This is a genomic window from Rhodoferax sp. GW821-FHT02C08 (assembly GCF_059421805.1).
On record NZ_JBWKVR010000002.1, the window covers coordinates 186381 to 211706 of the forward strand.

Annotated in this window: 25 protein-coding genes; 7 read left to right on the forward strand and 18 right to left on the reverse strand. The window is 63.8% G+C overall.

Going from position 1 to position 25326, the window contains the following annotated elements:
• Positions 1 to 25: 25 nt before the first annotated feature.
• From AC07VY_RS03095 to tsaB, 3 genes are read right to left on the reverse strand one after another with little or no spacing between them, the layout of a single operon-like run.
• Complete coding sequence (locus AC07VY_RS03095) at positions 26 to 838, reverse strand: uracil-DNA glycosylase (RefSeq protein ID WP_495096248.1); 813 nt, start codon at positions 836 to 838, stop codon at positions 26 to 28.
• A complete protein-coding gene (rimI, locus tag AC07VY_RS03100; RefSeq protein WP_495096249.1) occupies positions 835 to 1320 on the reverse strand; it encodes a ribosomal protein S18-alanine N-acetyltransferase in 486 nt (161 codons plus the stop codon). Before rimI ends, AC07VY_RS03095 begins: the two co-directional genes overlap by 4 nt.
• A complete protein-coding gene (gene tsaB, locus AC07VY_RS03105) occupies positions 1317 to 2024 on the reverse strand; it encodes a tRNA (adenosine(37)-N6)-threonylcarbamoyltransferase complex dimerization subunit type 1 TsaB (RefSeq protein WP_495096250.1) in 708 nt (235 codons plus the stop codon). The genes rimI and tsaB overlap by 4 nt, the downstream gene beginning before the upstream one ends.
• 103 nt (positions 2025 to 2127) lie before the next feature.
• On the opposite strand from tsaB, the gene dacB reads away from it, so the two are divergent.
• The 3 genes from dacB (at position 2128) to AC07VY_RS03120 (ending at position 5571) form a co-directional block, all read left to right on the forward strand.
• The gene (gene dacB, locus AC07VY_RS03110; RefSeq protein ID WP_495096251.1) at positions 2128 to 3567 is read left to right on the forward strand and encodes a D-alanyl-D-alanine carboxypeptidase/D-alanyl-D-alanine endopeptidase; all 1440 of its coding nucleotides are present in this window, start codon (positions 2128 to 2130) and stop codon (positions 3565 to 3567) included.
• A 113-nt stretch (positions 3568 to 3680) separates the two neighbouring features.
• Positions 3681 to 4877 (forward strand): SGNH/GDSL hydrolase family protein, encoded by a 1197-nt coding sequence (locus AC07VY_RS03115; protein ID WP_495096252.1) that lies wholly within the window; start codon positions 3681 to 3683, stop codon positions 4875 to 4877.
• 25 nt (positions 4878 to 4902) lie between these two features.
• Positions 4903 to 5571, forward strand: coding sequence for an OmpW/AlkL family protein (locus AC07VY_RS03120; protein WP_495096253.1), 669 nt, complete (start codon positions 4903 to 4905; stop codon positions 5569 to 5571).
• A 65-nt stretch (positions 5572 to 5636) separates the two neighbouring features.
• Here the strand turns inward: AC07VY_RS03120 and AC07VY_RS03125 are convergent, their stop codons facing one another.
• The 4 genes from AC07VY_RS03125 to purE form a co-directional block, all read right to left on the reverse strand.
• Positions 5637 to 6593, reverse strand: coding sequence for an SGNH/GDSL hydrolase family protein (locus AC07VY_RS03125; protein WP_495075688.1), 957 nt, complete (start codon positions 6591 to 6593; stop codon positions 5637 to 5639).
• A 62-nt stretch (positions 6594 to 6655) separates the two neighbouring features.
• Entirely contained in the window at positions 6656 to 7660 is a 1005-nt protein-coding gene (locus tag AC07VY_RS03130; RefSeq protein ID WP_495096254.1) for an L-threonylcarbamoyladenylate synthase, read from the reverse strand.
• 2 nt (positions 7661 to 7662) lie between these two features.
• Positions 7663 to 8823: a 5-(carboxyamino)imidazole ribonucleotide synthase gene (locus AC07VY_RS03135; protein ID WP_495096255.1), complete on the reverse strand. Its 1161-nt coding sequence runs from the start codon at positions 8821 to 8823 to the stop codon at positions 7663 to 7665.
• Positions 8820 to 9323, reverse strand: coding sequence for a 5-(carboxyamino)imidazole ribonucleotide mutase (purE, locus tag AC07VY_RS03140; protein ID WP_495075685.1), 504 nt, complete (start codon positions 9321 to 9323; stop codon positions 8820 to 8822). Before purE ends, AC07VY_RS03135 begins: the two co-directional genes overlap by 4 nt.
• Positions 9324 to 9397: 74 nt before the next feature.
• Here purE and trxA point away from each other — a divergent pair, with 74 nt between their 5' ends.
• Both trxA and AC07VY_RS03150 read left to right on the forward strand, forming a co-directional pair.
• Positions 9398 to 10357, forward strand: coding sequence for a thioredoxin (trxA, locus tag AC07VY_RS03145; RefSeq protein ID WP_495096256.1), 960 nt, complete (start codon positions 9398 to 9400; stop codon positions 10355 to 10357).
• A gap of 10 nt (positions 10358 to 10367) precedes the next feature.
• Positions 10368 to 10874, forward strand: coding sequence for a hypothetical protein (locus AC07VY_RS03150; RefSeq protein WP_495096257.1), 507 nt, complete (start codon positions 10368 to 10370; stop codon positions 10872 to 10874).
• 77 nt (positions 10875 to 10951) lie between these two features.
• Here the strand turns inward: AC07VY_RS03150 and AC07VY_RS03155 are convergent, their stop codons facing one another.
• From AC07VY_RS03155 to AC07VY_RS03195, 9 genes are all read right to left on the reverse strand, one after another.
• Positions 10952 to 11317: a ribbon-helix-helix domain-containing protein gene (locus tag AC07VY_RS03155; RefSeq protein ID WP_495096258.1), complete on the reverse strand. Its 366-nt coding sequence runs from the start codon at positions 11315 to 11317 to the stop codon at positions 10952 to 10954.
• Between the two features lie 62 nt (positions 11318 to 11379).
• Positions 11380 to 11961, reverse strand: coding sequence for a DJ-1/PfpI family protein (locus AC07VY_RS03160; protein WP_495096259.1), 582 nt, complete (start codon positions 11959 to 11961; stop codon positions 11380 to 11382).
• Positions 11962 to 12052: 91 nt separating this feature from the next.
• Positions 12053 to 13330, reverse strand: a complete 1278-nt coding sequence (locus AC07VY_RS03165; protein WP_495096260.1) for a glucarate dehydratase family protein — start codon at positions 13328 to 13330, stop codon at positions 12053 to 12055.
• A 12-nt stretch (positions 13331 to 13342) separates the two neighbouring features.
• Positions 13343 to 14263, reverse strand: coding sequence for an aldose 1-epimerase (locus tag AC07VY_RS03170; protein ID WP_495096261.1), 921 nt, complete (start codon positions 14261 to 14263; stop codon positions 13343 to 13345).
• Complete coding sequence (locus AC07VY_RS03175) at positions 14256 to 15452, reverse strand: mandelate racemase/muconate lactonizing enzyme family protein (RefSeq protein ID WP_495096262.1); 1197 nt, start codon at positions 15450 to 15452, stop codon at positions 14256 to 14258. Before AC07VY_RS03175 ends, AC07VY_RS03170 begins: the two co-directional genes overlap by 8 nt.
• A 38-nt stretch (positions 15453 to 15490) precedes the next feature.
• Positions 15491 to 17209, reverse strand: a complete 1719-nt coding sequence (locus tag AC07VY_RS03180) for an ABC transporter ATP-binding protein (RefSeq protein ID WP_495096263.1) — start codon at positions 17207 to 17209, stop codon at positions 15491 to 15493.
• A 2-nt stretch (positions 17210 to 17211) separates the two neighbouring features.
• A complete protein-coding gene (locus AC07VY_RS03185; RefSeq protein ID WP_495096264.1) occupies positions 17212 to 18360 on the reverse strand; it encodes an ABC transporter permease in 1149 nt (382 codons plus the stop codon).
• A gap of 6 nt (positions 18361 to 18366) precedes the next feature.
• Positions 18367 to 19353, reverse strand: a complete 987-nt coding sequence (locus AC07VY_RS03190) for an ABC transporter permease (protein ID WP_116608440.1) — start codon at positions 19351 to 19353, stop codon at positions 18367 to 18369.
• A 108-nt stretch (positions 19354 to 19461) separates the two neighbouring features.
• Positions 19462 to 21420, reverse strand: a complete 1959-nt coding sequence (locus AC07VY_RS03195) for an ABC transporter substrate-binding protein (protein WP_495096265.1) — start codon at positions 21418 to 21420, stop codon at positions 19462 to 19464.
• A 230-nt stretch (positions 21421 to 21650) separates the two neighbouring features.
• Here AC07VY_RS03195 and AC07VY_RS03200 point away from each other — a divergent pair, with 230 nt between their 5' ends.
• Both AC07VY_RS03200 and AC07VY_RS03205 read left to right on the forward strand, forming a co-directional pair.
• Positions 21651 to 22571 carry a dihydrodipicolinate synthase family protein gene (locus tag AC07VY_RS03200; protein ID WP_495096266.1) on the forward strand — a complete coding sequence of 307 codons (921 nt, stop codon included), beginning with the start codon at positions 21651 to 21653 and terminating at the stop codon, positions 22569 to 22571.
• Positions 22572 to 22595: 24 nt separating this feature from the next.
• Entirely contained in the window at positions 22596 to 23351 is a 756-nt protein-coding gene (locus AC07VY_RS03205) for a FadR/GntR family transcriptional regulator (RefSeq protein WP_495096267.1), read from the forward strand.
• Between the two features lie 38 nt (positions 23352 to 23389).
• Here AC07VY_RS03205 and AC07VY_RS03210 read toward each other — a convergent pair whose 3' ends face one another.
• Both AC07VY_RS03210 and bioD read right to left on the reverse strand, forming a co-directional pair.
• Positions 23390 to 24625: a cytochrome P450 gene (locus tag AC07VY_RS03210; RefSeq protein ID WP_495096268.1), complete on the reverse strand. Its 1236-nt coding sequence runs from the start codon at positions 24623 to 24625 to the stop codon at positions 23390 to 23392.
• On the reverse strand, positions 24622 to 25314 hold the full coding sequence (gene bioD / locus AC07VY_RS03215; RefSeq protein WP_495096407.1) for a dethiobiotin synthase: 693 nt from the start codon (positions 25312 to 25314) through the stop codon (positions 24622 to 24624). Before bioD ends, AC07VY_RS03210 begins: the two co-directional genes overlap by 4 nt.
• Positions 25315 to 25326: the final 12 nt, after the last annotated feature.

The following is a 25326-nucleotide window of genomic DNA, read 5'->3' on the forward strand; positions in this document are numbered from 1 at the left end:
TTTACGGGCCGACGTTAGAACGTATTTACGCTGAAGCCGACATCGCCAGGCACAGGTCGGCCCAGGCCTTGGCCTTTTCAGCGGGATTGCGCAACAAGGTGGCCGGAGCGTAAGACACCACCACCGGCACCCCTTGGTAACGGTGCACCCGGCCGCGCAGCTGCCCCAAAGGCGTGGCGTCGCGCAGCAGCAGCTGGGCTGCGAACGGGCCCAGGGCCAGGATCAACCGGGGCTGCAGCAGGCGCACATGGCGCTCCAGGTAAGGCGCATTGAAGGCCAGGGGGTCGGCATCAGGCTGCTCCGCAGGGCGCATTTTCACCACGCTGGTCAGCTGGGCCGAGCGCAGTGGCGTCTGGGCGCGGATGCCCACCGCACGCAGCATATTGTCCAGCAGCACGCCGGCATCGCCCACAAACGGCGCGCTGGCAGAGTCGTCGCTGATGGCCAGCGCTTCGCCCAGCACCAGCCAGTCTGGCGACGCGCCGGCCGCAGCCCCCAGCGCGCGGCTGGCCTGGCATGCGCTCCAGGCCGCACGCAGGGCCGCCATGTCAGCATCACCCAGATCGGCGCCAGAAGATTCTGAGTCTTTTCCGGCTCCAGCGCTGGTAAAACCTGCGCGGGCAGCTATTAATTCAGGAGCATTCTGCATGGCCTCGGCCAGGCTGTGCATGCCACTGCGGGTGGGTGCCGGTGCCTCCGGCGCGGGGGCGGCCACCGCTACAGGCGGCGCTGCCCGCGCCGGTGCTGCGGCAACGGGCACTTCTGCGGCCGGCCACCAGACCGGCACCTGCATTTCGGCCAGCATGGCGCGCTGGCGGGCGTCCAGGTCCAGGCTCATAGCGGCAGACTCATCACCACCGCGTGCTCGCGCTGGCCCGGCCCGTTGGGGTAGTAGTCCTTGCGTAGGCCAACGCGGCTGAAGCCGAACTGGGTGTACACATGCAGCGCCCGCAGATTGCTGACGCGTGCCTCCAGCCACAGCCACTGCGCACCCTGGCCGCGCGACCACAGGGCCAGCGCGTCCAGCATCAGGTGCGACCAGCCCTGGCGCAGGTAAGGGGGGGCAACGGTGATGTTCAACAGATGCACCTCATCCACCCCTTTCATGGCCACGAAGTAACCCAGGACGGTGCGCCCGGCCAGCAAAATTTGGCATTCATAGCCGGCGGCCAACGTGTCCTTGAAGTTGGTAAGCGACCAGGGGTGGGCATAGGCGGTCTGCTCTATGCGCACGATCTCGTCCAGCCACAGCTCGGTCAAAGGCTCGAAGCTGACCTCGGTCGGCTCCGGTGCTTGTGGCACTTGCAGTTGGGCGCTCATGACAGCAACGCCCCGGCCGCCGCCTTGGCGGCCATGCGCTCGTCGGTGGTCTGGGCCACTTTGTCGCGGATATAGCGTGGCAGGGCCCGGTCGGCGGCCACGGCCTGGCCGGCGGCCAGCAGCACTGGGGCCAGGCGCAGCATGGCGCTGGCCGTGGGCAGGGCCGCACAGCGCAGGCCACTGGAGGCGGTAGCGGCAGGAATGCGGTCGACATAGACCGCCAGCGCATTGCCGGCCAGGGCCCAGCCCTCCTCCTGCACCACGGCTTCTGGTCGCAGCAGCTGGAAGTCGGCGCGTTGCTGCCAGCGGCCTTGCGCATAGGCATAGAAGCCGGTGTAGATCTCGTCCATGCGCGCGTCCAACAGGGCCTGCACCTGCTCCACGCCGTGCTGCACGCGGGCCTCTTCGGCCACAGCCATCAGCGTGTCGATGGGCAGCACCGGCTTGCCGGCGCCAAAAGCCAGGCCCTGCGCCACCGAACAGGCGGTACGCAGACCGGTGAACGAGCCCGGGCCGCTACCAAAAGCGATCGCATCGAGCTGGTCCAGCCGCAGCCCGGCCTGGGCCAGCAACGCCAGGATGGCCGGGATCAGCGTGGTCGATGCCTGGGCGCCGCCCGCACCGCTGTGCAACCACACCTGAGCACCATCGCCCACGGCGATGGAAAGGGTGTCGGTGCTGGTGTCAAAGGCAAGAAGCGGCATGGGCAATAAGTTACACAAGAAATAGGTGTGCGGCGCAGGATTATCCTGCGCAAGCTGCTACTATTTCTATAGCTATTTTGATAAATATCTGCAGATCGGAACCATGGCTATTTTCACTCCTATTAAAGCGGCGCTGGCGGCCCTGGCTTACAGCACGTTGTTACTGGCCTTGCCCAGCCAGGCGCAGCGCCTGCCACCCGACATCGCCACAGCCCTAGCGCGCGCCAAGGTACCGCCCGATGCCGTCAGCCTGCTGGTACAGGCTGCCGACGGCAATGCCCGGCCGCGCCTGAGCCACCGGGCCGAGGTATCCGTCAACCCGGCTTCGGTGATGAAGCTGGTCACCACCTTTGCCGCACTGGACCTGCTGGGGCCCGACTACACCTGGAAGACCCGCTTCTACGCCGATGGCCCGGTGCGCGACGGCGTGCTGTACGGCAACCTCTACATCCGGGGGGGTGGCGACCCCAAGCTGGTGCTGGAACGCATCACCGCCATGTTCCAGGCCCTGCAGGCGCGCGGCGTACAGAAGGTACGCGGCGACATCGTGCTGGACCACAGCTTCTTCGAGCCGGTGGCGCGCGACCCGGCGGCCTTTGACGGCCAGGCCCTCAGCCCCTACAACGCCACGCCGGACGGACTGCTGGTCAACTTCAAGTCGCTGATCCTGAGCTTTACGCCCGAGCCCGGCAGCCGCACGGCGCAGGTGCGCAGCGAGCCCCCGATGGCCGGCGTGAGCATAGACGCGCAGGTGCCGCTGGACAGCCAGGTCTGCGGCGACTGGCGCGGCAGTCTGCAGGCCGACTTTTCCGACCCCAACCAGGTGCGCTTTCTGGGTAGCTACCCGGTGCGCTGCGGCGAACGCAGCTGGCCCGTGGCCTACAGCGACCCGGCCAGCTTTGCGCGCCGGGTGCTGCAGGCCCTGTACCTGGGTGCCGGCGGCACGCTGGACGGCATGGTGCGCGACGGCCGCACGCCGCCCACCGCCGAGTGGCTGATGGACGCACCGTCTCAACCGCTAGGCGAGCTGATCGCCGACGTCAACAAGTTCAGCAACAACGTGATGGCGCAACAGGTCTTTCTGACCCTGGGCGCGCACGACGACCAGCCCGGCAGTTTTGCAGCTTCCCGCGCGGTCATCGCCGCCTGGTGGCCGCGCGCCATCGGCCGTGAGGTGCCCGCGCCCACACTGGAGAACGGCTCCGGCCTGAGCCGCGAAGAGCGCACCAGCGCCCGCGCCCTAGGCCAGCTGCTGCGCCGCGCAGCCAGCCATCCGAATGGAGCGGTGTTTGCCCAATCCTTGTCCATCGCCGGGGTGGACGGCACCACGCTGCGCATGCGCGAGCGCGGCCTGGCCCCTGAAGCCATGGGCCGCGCCCAGCTGAAAACCGGCACGCTGGACGGCGTCGCTTCGGTAGCCGGCTATGCCACCGGACGCAGCGGGCGGCGCTATGTGGTGGTGGGCATCGTCAACCACGCCAACGTGGCCGCCGCTCGGCCGGCACTGGATGCGCTGGTCGAATGGGCAGTGAAAGAGGAATAAATCACATATGGATACCCGATTTATCCGTACTAACCCTTTGGGAAGTTTTAAGCGACCCGCGTAACATCCAGCACAAACGAACGACCGTTCTTTTTTACTACAGGAGCCCCCCAATGCATTGGAATCCCACAAAACTCGCCGCCGTGACTGCGGCCCTGCTCTTGTCCGCTTGCGGCGGCGGCGGCAGTGAAACCAGCACCAAAGTTACCTTCACGTCCTTGGTGTCCTTCGGCGACAGCCTGAGCGATGTGGGTACGTACAAAGTAGGCACCATTGCGGCCGTAGGCGGTGGCAAGTGGACCGTCAACGACAACACGTCCACCGCGTCGCGGAACTGGACCGAATTCCTGGCTGGCCAACTCAACCTGAGCGCACCTTGCGCAGCAGAAACCGGCATATTGCCGAGCTCCGCTTTTGTCACAGCGGGCATTGTTTCGGTCGCCGTCACTGAACACACCAGCTGCACCAACTACGCACAAGGCAGTGCCCGGGTAACGTCCACCTTTGCCCCCAGCAGCGTCGGCCTGCAAAGCCTGGGCCTCTCCACGGTGGGCCTGCTAGCCGTACCAGTCAAGACCCAGATCGCCAACCATTTGTCGCGCGTCACCCAGTTCTCGGGCACCGAGCTGGTCACCGTGCTAGCTGGTGCGAATGACGCCTTCATGCACCTGAACGCTGTCTCGGCCGCCACCACGCTGCTCACTACCGACAACACGACCACCCGTACGGCCGCCCTGGGCGCCGCGATTGCCGCGGGCTGGTCCACCACCATGCAAGCGACCATCCAGAGCGGCACCGCCGCCGCTGTCGCCTCGGCCGCACCGACCGAAGCCGTCACCGGCATGGCCACTGCCGCAGCAGAATTGGCCGGCTACATCACAACCTCGGTGGTGGGCAAGGGCGCCAAATACGTGGTGGTAGTGAATGTGCCCAACATTGTGCAAACACCCAGAGGCCAAAGCCTGACCGCTTCGGGCCAAACTCTGCTGGGCACCATGGTCACCACCTACAACAGCGCCCTCAAGGCCGCCCTGCCCAGCAGCGTGGTGCTGGCAGATGCTTACACCCAAGGTATGGACCAATACGCCAACCCAACGCAGTACGGTCTGACCAATGTCACCACCCCCACCTGCTCTGCCACCGGCAACATATTGGCCGGCTCCTCCTTGGTGTGCAATTCCAGCAACCTGACTTCAGGCGTAGACGTCAGCACCTACCAGTTTGCCGACGACGTGCACCCCACACCCGCGGGCTACAAGCTGCTGAACCGCTTCGTCGCCCTGAAATTGGCCGCCGCTGGCTGGCTGTAACCCGTCAAGATAGAAGGACAACCCCATGAAATTCCAAACCACCTGCCTAGCAGCAGCCTTGCTGCTGCTGGCTGGCGCAGCCCAAGCCCAAACCGCAGGTACCTGGATGGTGCGCGCCGGTATTACCAACATTACGCCGGCCGTGGATAGCGGTGATCTGTCGGCCTCCAGCCTGCCCCATACCAAGATCGACTCCAATGGCAACACGCAGCTAGGCGCCGGCATCACCTACATGGTGGACGACCACTGGGCCGTGGATCTGCCTCTGGCGACACCATTCACACACAATCTGTATGGCGCAGGCGCCATCTCCGGTGCCGGCAAGATCGGTGAGACCAAGGCGCTGCCCATGTCTTTGTTTGGCCAGTACCGCTTTGGTGAACCCAACGCCCAGTTCCGACCTTACATCGGCGGCGGCCCCACCTATGCCAAGTTCTACAAGGAAAAGGGCACGGCTGTGCTGACCGCCATCACGGGTGGTTCGTCCAGCAACCCCACGACCCTGTCGCTGGAATCCAAGCTGGGACTGACAGTGCAGGTGGGTGGCACGGTGACCTTGAATGAACGCTGGTTCATCGACGGCATGATTGCCAAGACCTTCGTGAAGACCCGCGGCACGCTGTCTACCGGCCAGACCATCGACGTGACGCTGAACCCGGTGACCGTCGCGGTCGCCGTCGGCTACAAGTTTTAAATAGCTGAGCCCAACAAAAAGCCGACCCTAGGGTCGGCTTTTTTACGTCTGGATTATCTGCAAGCTTACCAGCGTGCGTGCACCTTGCCATAGGCATACACACCGAACAGACGCTGCACGGTCGGGGTGACGTACAGGCGGTCAGCGAACATATACAGATCGTAGGTCGTGCCCGCCGAATTGGCCGTGATCGCAGCAATCGTGGAGGTGGTGCACAGGGATGAATTGACCTGGCCCGTGCCGGTGCCAATGCCAGCACCCGAATCCGTAGAGGTACACGCCAAGTCGGTGCTATTGGACAGCCCGTACGACGAGGGCGTGGCCTGCACCAGGTTGAAGTAATAGGCCGCGTCCACGTATAGCACTGTTTCACCCAGGTCCACGATGGACACCAGCATGGCCTCATTAAAGGCACTGCTAGCGCTCTTCAGCAAGTCGTTCTGACCGATCGCCGTCGCCCAGGGGCTGACACCCAGGTTGTAAGGGCCAACCACCACCACGTGCTTGCCGCCGGCATTCACCAGGCGTCGCACTTGCGCGCCCAAGTCTTTACCGTATTGCTTGGCGTTGGCCAGCATCGTGTCAGAGGTCTCCGTACCCGCAGTGACGGCCGCCATTTCGACCACCAAGTCGCTGATACCGCCGTTGATCACCACCACATCCTCCGAACCCAGGGAATTGGCGGCCAAGAAGCTGTCTACCTGCTGCGCCACGGTCAAGGTACTGCTACTGCCGGCCGCGTCGGGTGTGGCACTGATGCGGGCATTGCCTTGCGCGTACACCAAAGAGGTATCCAAAGTCTTGCCATAGCTGGAGGCGAATTGCGTCAACCAGGTATTGATAGCCGAGTCATTCACCGTATAGCTGGCACCAGACTTGACCACATTGAACGCATCGCCAAAGCCGATGATGCGCGACGGCGTGAGTTGCGACTCCACCGTGCTGGAACCGCAGGCGGTCAGCAGCGTTGCTGAGGCACATGCCAGCCACACAAAGGCCCGGCGCAAACTAGAAATAGCCATGAGGACTCCAAAAATCAATCGGGTAGTTTAACGAGGCACGGGTAACGGAGCGTAAAGACAGGTCAAGCCGCTGCGGCACGCTGTAAACGGTCGCGCACGCCTTCCCATTCCGGGGTATCTGGCGGGGTTTCTATCCAGATCAGCCGCACACCTTGTGCATCGAAATTGCGCAGCGCGGCAAACAGCTCTTGTGCCGCCGCCGCCGCATCGTCCGGCATAGAACGCAGCAGAGCCTGGCGCGAATGGTTGTGCAACGCGCTGCGCGCATACACACCGATCGAGCCGGGCACGCCGTCCTGCACCTGGCCCAGCAGGTCCAGCGCGGTCTGCAGCACCTTGGTGTCCATCAGCCGCACCTTGGCGCTGGGTGCGTAATGCGCCTCCAGCGTACCCGACGCACGCGGATCGGGCGCTGCCAGGTCTTCCTTGGAGCGCAGCGGCTGGCCGCAGGCCTGCTCAATCTGGTCACGGCTGATGCTGCCAGGGCGCAGCAGCACCGGCACGCCACGGGTGCAGTCCACGATGGTGGACTCAATCCCCATGGCGCAGGGCCCGCCGTCCAGCACCAGCAGGCCGTCTTCAAACTCGGACTGCACATGGGCCGCCGTGGTCGGGCTCACGCGGCCAAACTTGTTGGCGCTGGGCGCCGCCACGCCAGCCACGCCCAGGGCCGCTGCGGCACGGAACACCGCTTGTGCCACCGGGTGCGAGGGGCAGCGCAGGCCGATCGAATCCTGCCCGCCCGCTGCTGCCGCACCCACGCCTTCGCGGCGCGGCAGGATCAGGGTCAGCGGGCCGGGCCAGAACGCATCCATCAGCTGCTGGGCGAATGCTGGCACCTGGCTGGCGAAATGCGCCACGCCAGGGCCGTCAGGCGCGATGTGCACGATCAGCGGGTGGTCGCTAGGTCGGCCCTTGGCGGCGAATATCTTGGCCACCGCAGCGTCGTTCGACGCATCGGCCGCCAGCCCGTACACCGTCTCGGTGGGCAGGCCCAGCAATTCGCCATCGGCCAGCGTCTGTGCAGCTTGCTGGATGGCGGTCGGGTCGCGTCCGTCCAAAAGCATGGTCAAAACGCTTCTATGCCCAGCAGCGCCGCTGCCTGCAAGGCGGTGGCACGCACTGCTTCCACCGAAGCGCCGGTGATGGTCAAGTGGCCCATCTTGCGGCCGCGCTTGGCGGCGGTCTTGCCGTACAGGTGCAGATGCGCACCGGGCAGGGCCAAAATTTCAGCCCAGGGGGGCGTGGCGGCTTTTTCAGAGCGCACAAACCACAGGTCGCCCAGCAGATTCAGCATCAGCGCCGGGCTGTGCTGGCGCGGCTGCACCAGGGGCAGGCCAGCCAGGGTGCGCACCTGCAGCTCGAACTGCGACACATCGCAGCAGTCCATGCTGGCGTGGCCGCTGTTATGCGGGCGCGGCGCGATCTCGTTGACCACCAGGCTGCCGTCGTCCAGCACGAAGAACTCCACGCACAGCACGCCCACATAGTTCAGGCCGTTTGCTATGGATTTCGCAGCTTCCAGCGCTTGTTCTGCTTGCGCTGCAGGCATGTTTTCTTCATAAACTTCGGTGACGGCCAGAATCCCGTCGCGGTGCAGGTTGCGCTGCACTGGCAAGTTGACTATCTGGCCATCGGCGCCGCGCGCCACGATGACCGAGCACTCTGCGGCCAGCGGCAGCATCTTCTCTAGCACGCAGGGCACGCCCTTCAGGTCCAGCCAGGCCTGGGCCAGCTCGGCGTAGCTGGAAACGCGCACCTGGCCCTTGCCGTCGTAGCCCATGCGGGCGGTTTTCAGGATGCCGGGCAGCAGCTCGTCGGTCACGGCGGCCAGCTGGGCCGCAGTTTCAATCACCGCATAGGGTGCGCAAGGCACGCCGCAGGCCACAAAGTGGGCTTTCTCCTGCGCACGGTCCTGGGCGATGGCGACGGACGCGGCCGCGGGCGACACCGTGGTGTACACCGCCAGACGGGCCAGGGCCGGCGCCGGCACGTTCTCGAACTCGGTGGTGATGGCGTCGCAGGTCTCGGCCAACTGGCCCAGGCCGGGGGCGTCCATGTAGTCGGTGGCAATGTGGTGGTGGCTCACACGGCCAGCGGGGCTGTGGGCATCGGGGTCCAACACGGCGGTGAAATAGCCCATGCGCTGAGCCGCGTGGATGAACATGCGGCCCAGCTGGCCGCCGCCCATCACGCCCAGCGTGGCACCGGGTAGTAGGACCTGGCTCATAGGGCGTGGGGCGCGGGTGGCAGGGTCATATTGCGCGCCACTTCGGTCTGGGCGGCACGGAAGGCCTCCAGCTGCGTGCGCAGCGCCGGGCTCTCGTTGGCCAGCAGGGCCACGGCGAACAGCGCCGCGTTGGCCGCACCGGCCGTGCCGATGGCAAAGGTGGCCACGGGAATGCCCTTAGGCATCTGCACGATGCTGTGCAGCGAATCCACGCCCTGCAGATGGCGGCTGGCCACCGGCACACCCAGCACCGGCACCGTGGTCTTGGCGGCCAGCATGCCGGGCAGGTGGGCGGCGCCACCAGCGCCGGCGATGATGGCTTTCATGCCCCGGCCGGCGGCGGCTTCGGCGTAGGCGAACATATCATCGGGCATGCGGTGGGCGGAAACCACCTTGGCCTCGAAGCTGATGCCAAACTGTTGGAGAATCTGCACCGCGTGCTGCATGGTGTCCCAGTCGGAGCTGGAACCCATCACCACACCAATTTGAATGGAAGTCATAGGGCTTTGTTCTAAGAGCGCCCACGATGGGCGCCAAAACCTCGATTTTACTTTTTGCCCCCAGAGACCCCACCATGATCAACGTCACCGTCGAAAACTTTGAAACCGAGGTCATTGCCGCCTCCATGTCCACCCCGGTGCTGGTGGACTTTTGGGCCCCCTGGTGCGGCCCCTGCAAGGTCATAGGCCCGCTGCTGGAAAAGGTCGAGGCCGAATACGGCGGCCGCTTCAAGCTGGTCAAGATCGACTCCGACCAAGAGCAGCAGCTGGCCGCCGCCTTTGGCATCCGCAGCATCCCCACCTGCATCCTGCTGATCAACGGCCAGCCGGTAGACGGCTTCCAGGGTGCGATTCCCGAAGGCCAGATCAAGGAATTCCTGAACAAGCATGTGCCCGAAGGCGAGCCGCTGGACGCCGAACCCACGGAAGCCGAGCAAGCCCAGGCCCTGCTGGAATCCGGCGACACCGACGCCGCCCTGCACAAGCTGCACGAAGCCCTGGCGCTGAACCCGGCCAACGACGACGCCCGCTATGACTATGTGCGCCTACTGGTCGAAACCGGCAACCTCGAAGAAGCCGAGGCCGCACTGCAGCCCACTCTCAAATACATCCCGCTGCAGCTGCGCTTCGAAGCCCTGTCGCAATGGATTGGCGCTCTCAATTTCGCAGCTAGTGACGAAGCACAGGCCAGCGGCATAGCCGGTTTTGATGCCCAAATCAGCACCAACAAACGCGACTTTGACGCCCGCTTCGCCAAGTCCCAAATCCTGATGGCCCTGGGCGACTGGACCGCCGCCATGGACGAGCTGCTGGAAATCATCATGCGCGACAAGAAATGGAACGATGAAGCCCCGCGCAAGCTCTTCGTCGCCATCCTGGAACTGCTGACCCCGCCCAAGCCCAAGGCCAGCGCCGATGCCGGCACCAAGAGCGCCGGCGGCATCGAAATCTCCGGCAAATCCGTCACCGAGCAAGACCCGCAGGCCCAGTTGGTATCCACCTACCGCCGCCGCCTCAGCATGATGCTGAACTGAGCGAAACGCCATGAAATCCGCGTGGATCGCCCTGCTGCTGGCCGCCCTGTGCGGCCCCAGCTGGGCCGTCGTCAAATGCCAGGACGCCAAGGGCAGGATCACCTACCAGCAGACCACGTGCCCGGACAGCCTGCAATCCCAGTCCATCCCCACGCTGCCGCGCGCGCCACGCACAGTCACGCTGGACCCGGCCCTGCTGTCGATGGAAAAAGACGCGTCACCCACCCTCACCCCGGACCCATCCGCGCTGCCCGCGCCGGTCGCTACGGCCAAGCCGGGCCTGGAGCCAGAGGGCGATATGTGCCTGGAATATCTGAAGCCACTGCTCAAAGACCCTGGCAGCCCGTACTACCGCAATTTGCAGAAAGACGGCACCGTGCTGTCCATGGAGCTGTTTGCAAAAAACACCCTGGGCGGCTACACCAGCAAGCCCGCCGCCTGCGAGATCAAGAACGGCCGGTTAGACGACGGCTGGACCAAGATCCACCTCAAACGCCTGGGCTGGGCAATCCAGTAGCCCTGAGGGATTTATAAGAAATCCGCCTCCAGCGCAGGTACGACCTGCGCCAGCAGCTATCTTTTGCATAGCGGCCCTCAGGCGGCACGCGCCAGCAGGCTGCGGTGGCCCTCGGTCGCCAGCACCTGCGGCGCGTTCAGGCTGCGGATGGAGATCGAGGTGTCCTGCGGAATCCCACCCGACAGCTGCAGCGCCAGGTAGCGGCCGCAGCTGACGCGCAGGAACGAGGCGAAGTTGTCCACCTCGCCGCGCTGCGCCACCAGTTCGTCGTACAGCTTGGCGCACAACTGCGGCACGCCCATGCCGTCCCGCTGGGCGATTTCATCCAGCACCTGCCAGAACAGGTTTTCCAGCTTGATGCTGGTGGCCACACCGTGCAGGCGCACCGAGCGGGCGCGGCTGTCGTAGAGGGTGGGGTCGGCGCTGATGAAGACTTGGCACATGGTGGATTCCCTGGATGCAGCCCCACATCATCGGAGGCTGCATACCCAGCGTCAATGCCTGGTCACAAACTGACACGCGTGCCCAGCAGGGCCAGGAACTGGGCGATCCAGGCCGGGTGCGCGGGCCAGGCCGGGGCCGACACCAGATTGCCCTCGGTCACCGCTGCATCGATGGCGATCTCGGCATAGGTACCACCGGCGATCTCCACTTCGGCGCGGCAGGCCGGGTAGGCCGAGCAGGTACGGCCTTTCAGCACGCCGGCGCCGGCCAGCAGCTGAGCACCATGGCAGACGGCCGCCACCGGCTTGTTGGCCTCAAAGAAATGCTTGACCGCCGAAACCACCGCCGGGTAGGTGCGCAGGTACTCGGGGCCGCGGCCGCCGGGGATCACCAGCGCGTCGTAGCTGGCCACATCCAGGCCGGCAAAGGTAGCGTTCAGGGTGAAGTTGTGGCCGGGTTTTTCGCTATAGGTCTGCGCGCCTTCAAAATCGTGGATCGCCGTCTTGATCGAGTCGCCGGCCTTCTTGTCCGGGCACACCGCATGCACTGTGTGACCCACCGCCAGCAGCGCTTGGAACGGCACCATGGTCTCGTAGTCTTCGCAGTAGTCGCCGCACAGCATCAGAATTTTTTTTGCCGCCATATTCGTCTCCTCAAGGGTGGTTGGGAGTTCATTGTTGGCCTGCGGCGCACGTGCTGGGTGTTAGCCGGCTACTACATGCGGGACGGTTAGGCTAGAACCGGGGGCACTGGGGGTTGAAGTCGGGTTGGTGCTTGCGCATTTCTTTCGCATCGTCGCGCTTGCGGATGCCGCAGTCCAGGTAGTTCTGGTGCAGTCGGGCCAGCGCCTGGCGGTCCAGGGTGACGCCCAAGCCGGGGCCTGGCGGAGGTGCCAGCACGCCGTTGCGGATAGACAGCTTGCCACCTGCAATCACTTCGTCTTCCTGCCAGGGGTAGTGGGTATCGCAGGCATAGCTGAGGTTGGGCAGCGTGACGCCGACATGGGTCATGGCGGCCAAGCTGATGCCCATATGCGAATTCGAGTGCATGGAAATGCCGATGCCGAAAGTGCGGCAGAGGGTCGCCAAGTGCTGGGTGGCCCGCAGGCCGCCCCAGTAGTGGTGGTCGGACAAGATCACCTGCACAGCATCCAGCTGAACCGTTTTGGGGATGTGGCCAAAAGCCACGGTCACCATATTGGTCGCCAGGGGCATGGGCGAGAACTGGGCCACTTCGCCCATTTCCTCCAGCGTGCTGACGGGGTCTTCCAGGTATTCCAGCAAGCCTTCGGCAGCCAGCAGGGGCATGATGCGGCGCGTGGTTTCCACCGACCAGCCTCCATTGGGGTCGATCCGCAAGGGGTAACCCGGGAAAGCGGCCCGCAAGGCCTTCAGGCCGGCAATTTCTTCTTCGGGTGGAAACACACCCGCCTTGAGCTTGATGGAGCCAAAGCCGTAGCTGTCAATCATGCGGCGGGCTTGCTGCACCAGCTGCGCTGGCGTGAGTGCCTCGCCCCAGTCGTCGGTCGGGTAACCGGGGTCTTCCTTGTGCTGGGCAAACTTGTAAAACAGATAGGCGCTATAGGCTACGTGGGGGCGAACCGCTCCCCCCAGCACCTGGTACAAGGGACGGTCCAGAATCTGGCCCTGCAGGTCCAGGAAGGGCACCTCAAATGCGGCCAGTGCACTGGCACGCGCCTTGTCGCCTTCGGGTGCGAATGTAGCGCCGGTATCGGGGTTGTTGCCCACCAGGCCGTAGACCACGCGGGTCAGGGCGTTGAGATCAAAAGGGTCCAGCCCCACAAGCTGCGGCGCGATCTTTGCCAGGTGCTCCAGTGTTTCCAGATTGCCATAGCTTTCGCCCAGGCCCACGCGGCCATCGGCGGTTTCAAGCTCGATGATGCTGCGCAGTGCCCAGGGTTCATGCACACCGGCCACATTCAGCAGCGGTGGGTCACGGAACGCGATGGGGGTCACACGGGCCGCCAAGATGCGGGTGGTCGACAGGCTCATTCCAATATCCTTTCAGGGGCGATTTGGCAGGGTCGCAAAGCGTATCTCGCCGCTCAGGCTGCCTCCAGGTTCCAACAGATGCATGCCGGTGTCTGCTACCCCGCGGGCCGCGAGGTTGAAGCCGTCTGCCACATGGCTGACAGGCTCCAGGCACAGATAAACAGGCGGGTCTGGCCGGTGCACCACCAGGTGGCCAAACAAGGGGTCGGCCTGCATGCTGATTAGCGCACCCTGTGGCAGTTCGACCAGCGCCGTGCCATCCCATCCCCCCAGGTAGGCGTTCACAGCCCCCTGCGGCAAACGGCGTGGCGTTGCATGCTGTTCATCGGCCCGCAGTGGCCGCGCGGTACCGGCCAGGTAGTCCGGCGTCACCGGCCATAGCTTGGTGGCGCGGTAGCTGAGCTGCGCTGCAGGATGGTGCCGAAAGAAGGGGTGCAGACCCATGCCGGCCGGCATGCTGCGCTGGTCTGCATTGCGCAGCGTCAGGCCGACGCGCAGCTGCGAAGGCGTCAGTTCGAAGCGCAGGCTGGCGGTGTAATGCCAGGGCCAAGCCGGACCAGCTGGGCTGTCCAGAGTCAGAGTGGCGGTGTCGGGGCCTGATTGCGCGGCCTGCCAGGGCTGCGCGTGGGCGTTGCCGTGCAGGCTGTGGGGCATGGCACCGGGGTGCGGGCGCAGGGCATGGGTTTCGCCCTGCACATGCAGCAGTGCGTTGGCAATCCGGTTGGAATACGGCATCAGTGGATAAATGCCGCCTTTGGCCCACGCTATGGGGTCGAAGAAGTCTTCGGGGTACGGGTGAAGAACGTCCACCGCCTCGCCCCCGCCGCTTTCCAGGCGCAGTGCGGACACCCGTCCGCCCGCATGCGGAACAAGGCGGGCGGATGCGCCACCTGCGTGCAAGGTGATGACGGGGTGCAGGGCGGCTTCAGGCATAGCCGGTCGAACCGTCCGGCTTGACCGGCACCTTGCGTTCCCAGTGGATGTATTCCTCGGTACCCAGCAGTTCCTCGTTCATCTCGACCCCCCAACCCGGACGATCCGGGCGCAATTCGAGGTAGCCGTCCTTGGGCAGATACGGATCTTTCACGTACCAGGCGCCTTCATCGCGGCTTTCTGCGCTGACGGCGGCCTCGGTGCCGTACACATAGCCGGCACCCTGCGGCAGGCGGTACTCCAAAATGCGGAAGTTGGTCTGGGCGGCGCTGAAATGCACATTGATGGCGGTGGCCAGCGGGCCCATGGGGTTGTGCGGCGCAATGGTCACAAAATGGGCTTCGGCGAGCGCGGCAATCTTGCACATCTCCAGCAGACCACCCACGACGCACACATCGGGCTGGATGATGTCGCACCCGCGGACCTGCAGCAGCCGCAGAAACTCAAAGCGGCTGTACAGCGACTCCCCCGTGGCCAATGTGCACTGCAGACCCCGCTTGAGCTCGCCCCAGGCCTCAAAGTTCTCGGGCCGGATCGGCTCTTCAAAAAACAGCGGGTCGTAGGGCGCGAGTGCGTTGCCTAGCTGCATGGCCTGGGCCGGCTCGAAAATCTTGGCGTGTGCGTCAAAGGCGATTTCATACTCGGACTTGACCGTTTCGCGCAGGGTGCGGAAGTAGTCTGCCGAGGTCTTGACCACCTCGCCCCAGCGATGGCGGTGCATGTCAATGCGGTAAGGGCTGAGCTTGAATGCCTTGAGCCCCCATTGTTCGTTGAGCGCGTCCATTTCGTCGCGCGCCTGGGCCGCGTCGGGCGCGGTGTACATACCCGCGTAGACCTGCACCCGGTCCCGCACGTGGCCGCCCAGCAGCATGTACACAGGCACGTCAAGGGCCTTGGCCGAAATGTCCCACAGGCAGTGGTCAATCGCCGCGATTGCGGCCAGACCCAATGCGCCCGGTGGAAAGCGCGTCTGCTGCATCAGATAGTGCACCAGAAACTCGATGCGGCGCGGGTCCTGGCCCTTGAGAAAGGTGACCAGGTAGTCAAACAACGGGAACAGCGCCTTGTCTGGCCCGTGGTTGTAGCACTCGCCCCAGCCGGTGATGCCCTCGTCCGTGTCCATCGCCAGAATGACCCGTGGCCGGTTCTTGTCGCGCGACATGAACACGCGCAATCGGTCAATTTTCATGCTGTATCTCCGTAATGAAAAAGGGCACCCGCGCAGTACTAGGCTCCTGTGTAGCGAAACCGCATGTGCATGCTGCGCGCACGCGGGTCAGGTTTCGGTATGGCCGATAGCAGGGCTTGCGTGTAGGCATGGGTCGGTGCATCGCACACCTGCTCGGTAGGGCCGGTTTCCACCACCTTGCCCCGGTACATCACGGCAACCCGGTCGCAGAAGTAACGGATCACCGCGATGTCGTGGCTGATAAAGATAAAGGACAGGCCCAGCTTGTCCTGCAGGTTCAGCAGCAGATCCAGCATCTGGGAACGCAAGGACACGTCTAACGCCGCCGTGGCCTCGTCGGCCACGATGATGCGCGGATTGAGCGCAATGGCGCGCGCAATGCCGATGCGCTGGCGCTGGCCGCCCGAGAAGGCATGGGGGTAACGCTCGCGCCAGGCCGGCTCCAGCCCCACGCTCTGCAGCAGGTCGGCCACGCGTTCATCCAGCTCCTTGCCAGTGGCCAAGCCATTGACCAGCAGTGGTTCACCCACAATTTGTGCGACCGTCATGCGCGGGTTGAGGGAGCTCACCGGGTCCTGAAAAATCATCCGCATTTCACGCCGGCACTGCTTGAGCATATGTTTGTCTGCCGTCACCAGATCGATCACGGTGCCGTCGGGCTGGCGGTAGTTGATGGCGCCCGCCGTCGGGTCGTAGACCCGCAACAGGCAGCGGCCCATGGTGGTTTTACCGGAGCCAGACTCGCCCACAATGCCCAGTGACTCCCCCGGCATGAGACTCAGCGACACCCCGTCCACGGCCTTGGTGGAAGATTTGGGGCCACCAAAATGCATGCTCAGATCGTTCACCTCCAAAATGGGCTGCTGCGCAGGATCTGGTGCCTTGCGCCGCACCCGGATATCGGCCTTGCGCCCCAGTTTGAGCACGGAGCCGATCAGCATGCGGGTGTAGTCGTGCTGCGGCGCATGGAAGATCTGGTCCACCGGGCCGGTTTCCACGATCCTGCCGTTGTGCATCACGATGACCTGGTCGGCAATCTCGGCCACCACGCCCATATCGTGGGTGATGAACATCACCGCCATACCGTGGCTTTTCTGCAGGCGCTTGATCAGGTCCAGAATCTCGGCCTGCGTGGTCACGTCGAGCGCGGTGGTTGGCTCATCCGCTATCAAAAGTGATGGATTGCAAGCCAGGGCCATGGCAATCATCACGCGCTGGCGCATGCCGCCCGAGAACTCAAAGGTGTAGCGGTCCACGGCCTTGTCGGGGTGGGGAATCTCCACCTGCGCCAGCAGCTCGATGCAGCGGGCCCGTGCCTCGAGCTTGCCCATCTTGATGTGCAGCCGCAGTACCTCGATGATCTGGTTGCCCACGGTATGTACCGGCGACAGCGATGACATGGGCTCCTGAAAAATCATGGCGATCTCGGCACCCCGCACGGCTCGGATTTCTTTGCCGCGTGGATGGAGCTTGGCCAGGTCCACGCTGGAACCGTCGGCCCGGTTCAGCACCATGGAGCCGCCAGCAATGCGCCCGGGCTCGTCGACGATCTGGAGGATGGAGCGGGCGGTGACACTTTTGCCACTGCCGCTTTCGCCCACCACACACAGCGTACGGCCGCGCTCCACATTGAACGAGATGCCGTCCACGGCCTTGATGCTGCCGTTGCGCACGGCGAAGTGCGTACTCAGGTTACTGACCTGCAGCAGAATGGGCGACACGCTGGTCGCGCTTGGGGTGGAAGTTCCTGGAGTCATGGTCATTTGTTGTACGGGTCGGAGGCGTCACGCAAACCGTCCCCCAGAAAGTTGAGGGCAATCACGGCCAACACCACGGCAGCACCGGGTGCAAACAGCCAGGGCGCTGTGGCGATGGAACGGATGTTCTGGGCTTCACGCAACAGCACGCCCCAGGAAATGGTGGGCGGCTGCAGGCCCAGGCCCAGGAAGCTGAGCGAGGTTTCGGCCAGAATCATGGCCGGAATGGCCAGGCTCACCGAGGCAATGACGTGGCTCGAAAAGCTGGGCAGCATATGGCGGAAGATGATGCGGCCTTCAGATGCGCCATCCAGCCGTGCAGCGGTCACAAATTCTTCGGTGCGCAAGCTCAGGAAGCGTCCGCGTACTACGCGTGCCAGCTGCGCCCACCCGGTCAGCGACAAGATCAGGGTGATCATCATGTAGTTCAGGGTGGCGGGCCAATCCTGCGGCAGGGCCGCCGCCAGCGCCAACCAGATCGGGATGGTGGGCAGAGACAGCACCAGCTCGATAACGCGCTGGATCGCAAAGTCGATGCGCCCGCCGTAGTAGCCGGAAATACCGCCCAGAATAATCCCCAGCGTGAGCGACAGAATCACGCCCAGCAAACCGACCGACAGCGAAATCTGGGTCCCCACCATGATGCGGCTGAACACACAGCGCCCCAACCGGTCGGCGCCAAACAAGAACAGCGGTTGGTCGGCATCCTGCGTGGCAAACAGATGGATGCGCGAGCTGAACAGGCCGAACACCGAATATTCGTAGCCCTCACCAAACATGCGCAGGGGCACCTTGCGCTCCTTGTCCTCCTGGTACACCGATGCCAGCGTGACCGGATCACGCTTGAGTACGTAAGGATGAATGTAGGGATGGATCGACCAGCCATCCGCACCGGTATCGATGAAGTGCACGGTCTGCGGCGGATAGAACACGGCACGCCGGTTCTGTTGCGATGGATCGTTGACCGCAAAGAAGCCGGGCACCACGGCAATCACGTACAGCCCGATAGTGACAAACAGGCCCACCATGGCCAGCCGGTGGCGTTTGAAGGCCCACCAGACCAGTTGCCATTGGGATGCAACGGCAAGTCGGCTGGCCGTCTGTCCGACTATGCCGTCGATGACGGGGGAAGATGCAGCAGGGGTGTTCAAGATGCGTTACTCAAGACGGATGCGCGGGTCCACCAGCGCCAGAAGAATGTCACTGATCAACGAGCCCGTAACTGTCAGCACGCAGATCAGCAGGATGAAGGCTCCGGCCAGGTACATGTCCTGGCTCATCAGCGATTGCAGCAGCAGGGGGCCGGCCGTGGGCAGGCTCAGCACGATGGCCACGATGATGGAGCCCGAAACCAGGTTGGGCAGCAGCCAGGCGATGGTGGAGATAAAGGGGTTGAGCGCCATGCGCATCGGGTACTTGACCAGCAGCGTGAACTCCGACAAGCCCTTGGCGCGGGCCGTGGTCACATAGGGTCGGTTCAGCTCGTCGAGCATATTGGCGCGCATCACGCGGATCAGGCTGGCCGTACCCGACACGGCCAGGATGATCACCGGGATCCACAAGTGCTGCATCAGGTCCACCACCTTGGCCATGCTCCAGGGCGCCGTCAGGTACTGGTCTGAAAACAGGCCACCCACGTTCTGCCCGAATTCGACCGCTGCGACATACATCAGCACCAGGGCCAGCAAAAAGCTCGGCACGGCCAGGCCGAGAAACGAAAGAAAGGTCACCACATAGTCGCCAATCGAATATTTCTTTACCGCAGAGAACACGCCGATGGGCAAGGCAATACCCCAAGTCACCAGCAGCGTCGAGAAGGTGAGCAACAACGTCAAGGCCATGCGCTCCCAGATCAGATCCCCTACCGGCTGCTGCCACTCGAAACTCAGGCCGAAGTCACCGTGCAAAACGATGTTGGAGATCCACTTCCAGTACTGGATGATCATGGGCTGGTCCAGGCCAAACCGGTTGCGCAGATCTGCAGCCGTGGCCTGGTCCACCACCTCGTTGGAGGCCGCCAGCGTGGCGATGTAGGTGGTAACGTAGTCGCCGGGTGGCAGCTGGATCAACACGAACGATAGAAAGCTGATGGCCAGCAGAAACGGCAGCATCCACAGCATCCGCTTGACGATGAAAACGAACATATCGGTATCCCTTGAAAGCGGCGCACGAACCTGCCGGTGGCGTCAACCACCAGCCGGCTCGCTGCCTGTACACGTCCCGGGTGTCGGCTGCAAACGCGGTGTGCCGGGTCAAGTCCGGGTGAAGAAGAACTGCTGTGGCAGCGCAGGCCCCGGGTTGGGCCAGGTCCACGAATTGGGATACTTCTTGGGCACGTTTTGCAGATTGTTCTTGACGATGCCGAAGGTGTTGACGGCAAGGCAAACGCCAATGGTTTCATAGGCATCCGCACACAGGTCGAACACCTTTTTCATGGCCTCGCCACGTTTCTTCAGGTCGGCGGTGGCCAGCGCTTCGTCAAATAGCTTCTTGCGCTGCTTCTGGCTTTCGGGCGGCTCCTGGCCGTCTTTGCCATTGGAGGCAAACCAGATGGTCCAGGGAATCGCATAGCGCGAGCCCTGCGGGTGCTGTGCAAAATAATCACGGGGGTCCAGCATCGGGTCCAGTCCACCCGGGCCGGGCCACGTGGCGCCGTCATGGTCATTGTTGTCGCCACGTGTGTAGAACAAGGCGCGCTCAATGGTATTAACCTTCATGTCTACGCCAATGTCGGCCCAGTGCCGCTTCACCAGCTCCAGCGTGTCCACAGCATCTGGGTAGAGCGTGGGGATCACGTCAATCGAGAAGAAAACCCGCTGGCCGTCCGGGCGCAGGCGGAACTTCTGCGCGTCACGCTTGGCATAGCCAATCTTGTCCAGAATATCGTTGGCCTGTTTGGGGTCGAAGTTGGTGAACTGGCGGGACAGCTTCTCGTTGTACCAGGGGTGGCCGGGGCGAGGACCGGTCTGGAAAGGTTCGGACTGGCCGAGGTACACCAGATCAATGATTTCCTTGCGGTTGATGCCCAGCGACAGCGCCTGGCGGAACTGCTTGTTGCCGAACATCTCGCGCATCTTCGGGTCTTTGTGCGTCAAGTTCAGGTAGATCTGCACCTGCTGGGCGCTGGTTGCCTCCAGCTCCACCAGACGGTAGCCGCCTTTTTGCTGGTTTTGCGACAGTGTAGGCTTGTTCTGCAGCGAGTCGATATGGCGTTCTTGGATGTCCAGCTTGCCCGACAGGGCGTCCAGCATCAGCGACTCCACATCTTGCGCAATGCTGAAACTGAGCTTGTCGATGTAGGGCAGTTGCTGGCCGCTTTGGTCCACCTGCCAGAAGTAGGCGTTGCGGTCCATCACCACACGCGTCACGCCGCCGGTATAGGCTTCGGTCACAACCCAGGGATCCAGCGTAGGCTTGTCCACATTGCCCCAGCGCGCCGGGATTTCGATGTCGCCACATTTGCTGCGGAACAGGGCCGTCCAGTCCGACAGGTTGGCCGCTTTGGCTTGTGCTGCCACGTTGCTGTTGTACTTTGGATGGAATTGGCTGGCGTAGTGTTTGGCGTACAGCGTGGGGTATTGGCCCAGTGGCGTGGCCAGCTGCTCCAGAAACATGGCGTAAGAAGCGGGGAATGTGAACTTCACCGTGGTCTCGTCGATTTTGCTAGCCACCACGGGCTTGCCCGAAATCACCAGCGTGCCCGGAGGCGTCTTGAACAAATCGGTGTTTTTGGCGCAATCCTCAATCGAAAAAACGACATCGTCGGCCGTGAAGGGCTTGCCGTCCGACCACTTCATGCCCTTGCGCAGATAGAAAATGAACTCGGTGGAAGTGGCATTGACCTCCCATTTTTCGGCCACGTTGGGCAAGACTTCGGTGAAGGCCAGGTTCCAGCGCACCAGTCCCTGGTTGCCTACCAGCCGCAAGATGCCGTTGTGGTCGGCACTGCCGCGCAACCCCCGGCGCAGGGCGCCACCGTAAACGCCCACTTTCTCAGCCTGGATGACCAGCGGTGTGGCAGGCAGACGCTGGGCCAGCGCAGGCAATTTTCCGTCGGTCACCAGCTTGGCCAGTGCGGGGGCTTCCTTGGCTTGCTGGGCAAACGCTGACTGTCCCATGCCCGCCAGGGCCGCGGCGCCTGCAAAACCCTTGAGCACAGTGCGTCGGCCTGCACGTATGCCACCCAAGCTTGTCTTTGTCTCTTCTTTCATGGCTTGTCTCCGAATAAATGTTCGAACCCCGACCAACACCACTTTGTCAGACGAATTTTTGCTTGTCAATCCTGCTTTACTCGGGGAAATGTGAAGACAAGGCCATCAGCAGAAACCAATAAAAACAAATTTGCCTGACAAATTCAGAAGATTCCATACAATCTAAAGCGCTTTTGACCATCCCCATGGGACGCTTACCCGCCCTGGAATCACCACATCCCGAGGTATCCATGAACATCGCCCCCCTGCATGTTGACGAGTTTTCCACCTCCGTTCTGGCCGTGCCGCCGCTGGCCCGGCGTGCCGACTTGTCGATTGACGAGGCGCAGAACCGCCAGCTCATCCGCCACATCGAGGCCGGTGGCATCCGCACTCTGCTCTACGGTGGCAACGCCAACCTGTACCACACCTCGATGGGTGACTACGCCTTGCTGCTGGAGCAACTGGCCGATAGCGCGTCCGACACCACGCGGGTGATCCCGGCCATTGGCCCTGACTTTGGAAAAATGATGGACCAGGCCCAACTGCTGCGTGGCAGCCGCTACCGCACGGCCATGGTCCTGCCCATGCAGGGCTTCACCACGCCCGAAGGTGTGGCCGAGGGCATCTCGCGTTTTGTCGACACCGCGGGCATCCCCGTCACGCTCTACATCAAGAGCGAGCAGTACCTGGATGTGGCCACCTTGGGCCGGCTGGTGGACAGTGGGCGGATTCTGGCCGTCAAGTACGCCATCGTGCGCGACGACCCGGTCAACGATCCTTACCTGCGGGCCTTGGTGGAACGCATCACGCCGGCCCGCATCGTCAGTGGCATGGGAGAACGACCTGCGCCTGCGCATGTGAGCCAGTTTGGCCTGGCCTCCTTCACCACGGGTTCGGGCTGCATTGCGCCCAAGGCCTGCATGGCCTTGCTGCAGGCGCTCAAACATGCTGACACGGCACGCGCGCAGACCTTGTACGACGCCTTCATGCCTCTGGAAACCCTGCGTGACTCGATCTCGCTGATCCGCGTGCTGCACGATGCCGTCACGCTCAGCGGCGTGGCCGACATGGGTGCGCACCTGCCGCTACTCAGCGCCTCGCCCGCAGACCGGATGGCCGAGATCAGGACCGTCGCGGCCGCTCTTCTGGCCAGCGACCAGCGGCTTTGAAAACTTTACCTGCCTGCATCCGCCATGACTGACCGCCCGACTACCAGCCTCGTTGATCGCGTTTACCGCGAAATTCTGGGCAGCATCATGCGCGGCGAGTTGACCGAGGGAGGCCTGCCTCCTGCCGACCCGACATTGGGCGAAAGTCGCTCGACGCGGCCCACCACCAGCCGGCACAACCGGCTGCCCACCGAGCAAGCGCTGACTGAGCGTTTTACGGCATCGCGCCCCACCATCCGCGAGGCCTTGTCGCGTTTGCGGGCCGATGGCATCATCACCAGCCGCCAGGGTTCAGGCACCTTTGTCACCCGGCTGCCCGACCCGAACATCCCCCGTTTTGCGCCACTCGAATCCATCTCCGACCTGCGGCGCTGCTTTGACTTCCGCATCGTTGTGGAGTCGGGTGCGGCCGCGTTGGCCGCCAAACAAGTGGACGACGCCAGTCTGGCGGAAATCGAGCGCGCCTACGCCCAACTCAACACCGTGGTGGCCGAGCAGGCACTGGGGGCGAATGAGGACTTCGAGTTTCACCTCGCCGTGGCCAGGGCCTCGAAGAACCAGTTCTTCGTCTCGGCCATTGCATCCATGCAAGAGCAGTTGCTGTTCAGCATGAACATGATGCGCAATCTCTCGCTGCTCAAGAGCAGGGACCGCCAGAAGACGGTGCAGGCAGAACATGAAGCCATCCTGCATGCTCTGCAGCGCCACGACAGCGGAGCGGCAGAATTGGCCATGCGCCAGCACCTGACGAACGCTTGCGACCGCATGTTCGGCAAGTGAGCAGATTTCCGGCTAGAGGCAAGATCTCTCGCCAGCGTTCAAGAGCCACCCACATTCACCGGCAACGCCACTACTCCCCGATAAGCCGGATTCGCCACCCAATGCACTGCAGCTTCACCCAATCGCAGCTGGGGAAACCGCTGCAACAGCAGCCTGAAAGTGATCTCCGCCTCCACCCGCGTCAACATGGCGCCAATGCAGACATGCGGGCCCGAACCGAAGGACACCGAACCACCGTCGCGCCCCACCACGTACAGCCGGTCCGGCTCGGGATGGCGCGCCGGATCGCGATTCGCCGCGCCTATTAGCGGCACCACCAGTTCGCCGCGGCGCAGCTGCTGGCCGTGCAATTCCATATCCGCAGCAACACGGCGACCGGTGTACTGCACCGGGCTGTCGAAGCGCAGCAGCTCGCGCACGGCGCCGGGCAACAGCGCCGGGTCTTGCTGCAGACGCTGCCATTGATCGGGGTTACTCAGCAAGGCATACAGGCCATTGCCCAGCAGATTCCGCGTCGTCTCATGGCCGGCGAACAGCAGCATCGCGCACTGGGCCAGCAGCTCGGCCTGGCTGTGGATGTCGCCCGCGTCTTCGGCCTGCAGCAGGCGGCTGACCAGATCGTCGCCCGGATCAAGGCGGCGCTGCGCCACCAGGGTTTCGAAATAGCGGCCCATGGCCAGCAGACTGGCCTGGGCGCGGCGCGCCTGGGCGTGGGTGGCCAGCGGGGCGCCGATGAATACCGCCAGGTCGTCGGACCAAGTGACGAAGTCGGCGTTGGCCGCGTCGTCTATGCCCATCATCTTGGCGATGACGCGCACCGGCAGCGGACGGGCCACGGCCTGCATGAAGTCGAAGCTGGGCTGGTCGGCCACCGCATCCAGCAGCTGGTTCACCGTGTGCTCAATGTGCGGCACCAGGGCCTGGATCGCCTCAGGTTTGAAGCCGGCGTTCAGCACCTTGCGGATGCGGGTGTGGTCGGGCGCGTCCAGGAACAGCATGGCGCGGGCGAACAGCTGCTGGAAGCCGGCCAGCTCGCCTTTCTCCTGCTCGCGGTCCGTCACCCAGCCACCGGTGCGCTGGGCCGAAAAGCGCGGGTCGCGCAGCACCTGCTCGACATCCGCATGGCGGGTCAGCAGCCAGGCGCCGCCGAAGAATTCGGTGCTCCAGTGGATGGGGCCGGCCTCGCGCAGGGCCTGGTAGGCCGGGTAGGGGTTGGCGTAGAAGGCTGCGTCCACGAAGGGCGCGCAGGGCTCCAGGGTCGGTGCCAGGCTCATAGGGCGAACACGGCGCGCAGGGCTTCGGCGTCCAGATAGGCGGCCACGGCGGCCGGGCTGGGGGCGGCCAGGCGCGGCACCAGGCCCAGGCAGGGCGCTTGGTAGCGGCGCATGAACTCGTGGCGCAGCGTGTCCAGGTTGCCCGATATATGTTCCATACCGGGGTCCAGCGTGTTGGCCACCCAGCCAGCCAGTGGCAAGCCGCGCGCGCGGATGGCCTCGGCCGTCAGCAGCGCGTGGTTGATGCAGCCCAGCCGCAGGCCCACCACCAGCACCACGGGCAGATGCAGGGCCTGGGCCAGGTCGGCGGTATCGAAGTCCGGCCCCAGGGGCACGCAGAAGCCGCCCACGCCCTCCACCACCAGCACGTCGGCGCGCTCAGCCAAGGACTGCGCATGCTCCACCAAGGTTTGCGAATCGATGGTGTGGCCCTCCAGCGCGGCGGCGATCTGCGGCGCGCAGGCAGCGCGGAACTGCAGCGGGCCGACCTCGGCATGGCTGAGCAGCAACGAGCTGGCGTCGCGCAGGGCGCGCACGTCTTCGTTCACGCCCCGGCTGTCCACGCCGGCGGCCACGGGCTTCAGGCCGGCGCTGCGCCAGCCCTGCTGGGTGCACCAGTGCAGCAGGGCCGCGCTAATGCTGGTTTTGCCGATTTCAGTGTCGGTGCCAGTGACAAAGCAACCACGCATGGTGTGGCCCTG

Excerpts from the sequence above, each read along its gene's own strand:
- dacB (WP_495096251.1), top strand. The coding sequence starts at position 2,128 with ATGGCTATTTTCACTCCTATTAAAGCGGCGCTGGCGGCCCTGGCTTAC.
- AC07VY_RS03175 (WP_495096262.1), bottom strand. The coding sequence starts at position 15,452 with ATGAAAATTGACCGATTGCGCGTGTTCATGTCGCGCGACAAGAACCGG.
- purE (WP_495075685.1), bottom strand. The coding sequence starts at position 9,323 with ATGACTTCCATTCAAATTGGTGTGGTGATGGGTTCCAGCTCCGACTGG.
- bioD (WP_495096407.1), bottom strand. The coding sequence starts at position 25,314 with ATGCGTGGTTGCTTTGTCACTGGCACCGACACTGAAATCGGCAAAACC.
- AC07VY_RS03190 (WP_116608440.1), bottom strand. The coding sequence starts at position 19,353 with ATGTTCGTTTTCATCGTCAAGCGGATGCTGTGGATGCTGCCGTTTCTG.
- AC07VY_RS03150 (WP_495096257.1), top strand. The coding sequence starts at position 10,368 with ATGAAATCCGCGTGGATCGCCCTGCTGCTGGCCGCCCTGTGCGGCCCC.
- AC07VY_RS03120 (WP_495096253.1), top strand. The coding sequence starts at position 4,903 with ATGAAATTCCAAACCACCTGCCTAGCAGCAGCCTTGCTGCTGCTGGCT.
- rimI (WP_495096249.1), bottom strand. The coding sequence starts at position 1,320 with ATGAGCGCCCAACTGCAAGTGCCACAAGCACCGGAGCCGACCGAGGTC.
- AC07VY_RS03115 (WP_495096252.1), top strand. The coding sequence starts at position 3,681 with ATGCATTGGAATCCCACAAAACTCGCCGCCGTGACTGCGGCCCTGCTC.
- trxA (WP_495096256.1), top strand. The coding sequence starts at position 9,398 with ATGATCAACGTCACCGTCGAAAACTTTGAAACCGAGGTCATTGCCGCC.
- AC07VY_RS03125 (WP_495075688.1), bottom strand. The coding sequence starts at position 6,593 with ATGGCTATTTCTAGTTTGCGCCGGGCCTTTGTGTGGCTGGCATGTGCC.
- AC07VY_RS03130 (WP_495096254.1), bottom strand. The coding sequence starts at position 7,660 with ATGCTTTTGGACGGACGCGACCCGACCGCCATCCAGCAAGCTGCACAG.
- AC07VY_RS03210 (WP_495096268.1), bottom strand. The coding sequence starts at position 24,625 with ATGAGCCTGGCACCGACCCTGGAGCCCTGCGCGCCCTTCGTGGACGCA.
- AC07VY_RS03180 (WP_495096263.1), bottom strand. The coding sequence starts at position 17,209 with ATGACTCCAGGAACTTCCACCCCAAGCGCGACCAGCGTGTCGCCCATT.
- AC07VY_RS03205 (WP_495096267.1), top strand. The coding sequence starts at position 22,596 with ATGACTGACCGCCCGACTACCAGCCTCGTTGATCGCGTTTACCGCGAA.
- AC07VY_RS03200 (WP_495096266.1), top strand. The coding sequence starts at position 21,651 with ATGAACATCGCCCCCCTGCATGTTGACGAGTTTTCCACCTCCGTTCTG.
- AC07VY_RS03155 (WP_495096258.1), bottom strand. The coding sequence starts at position 11,317 with ATGTGCCAAGTCTTCATCAGCGCCGACCCCACCCTCTACGACAGCCGC.
- AC07VY_RS03195 (WP_495096265.1), bottom strand. The coding sequence starts at position 21,420 with ATGAAAGAAGAGACAAAGACAAGCTTGGGTGGCATACGTGCAGGCCGA.
- AC07VY_RS03170 (WP_495096261.1), bottom strand. The coding sequence starts at position 14,263 with ATGCCTGAAGCCGCCCTGCACCCCGTCATCACCTTGCACGCAGGTGGC.
- tsaB (WP_495096250.1), bottom strand. The coding sequence starts at position 2,024 with ATGCCGCTTCTTGCCTTTGACACCAGCACCGACACCCTTTCCATCGCC.
- AC07VY_RS03160 (WP_495096259.1), bottom strand. The coding sequence starts at position 11,961 with ATGGCGGCAAAAAAAATTCTGATGCTGTGCGGCGACTACTGCGAAGAC.
- AC07VY_RS03165 (WP_495096260.1), bottom strand. The coding sequence starts at position 13,330 with ATGAGCCTGTCGACCACCCGCATCTTGGCGGCCCGTGTGACCCCCATC.
- AC07VY_RS03135 (WP_495096255.1), bottom strand. The coding sequence starts at position 8,823 with ATGAGCCAGGTCCTACTACCCGGTGCCACGCTGGGCGTGATGGGCGGC.
- AC07VY_RS03095 (WP_495096248.1), bottom strand. The coding sequence starts at position 838 with ATGAGCCTGGACCTGGACGCCCGCCAGCGCGCCATGCTGGCCGAAATG.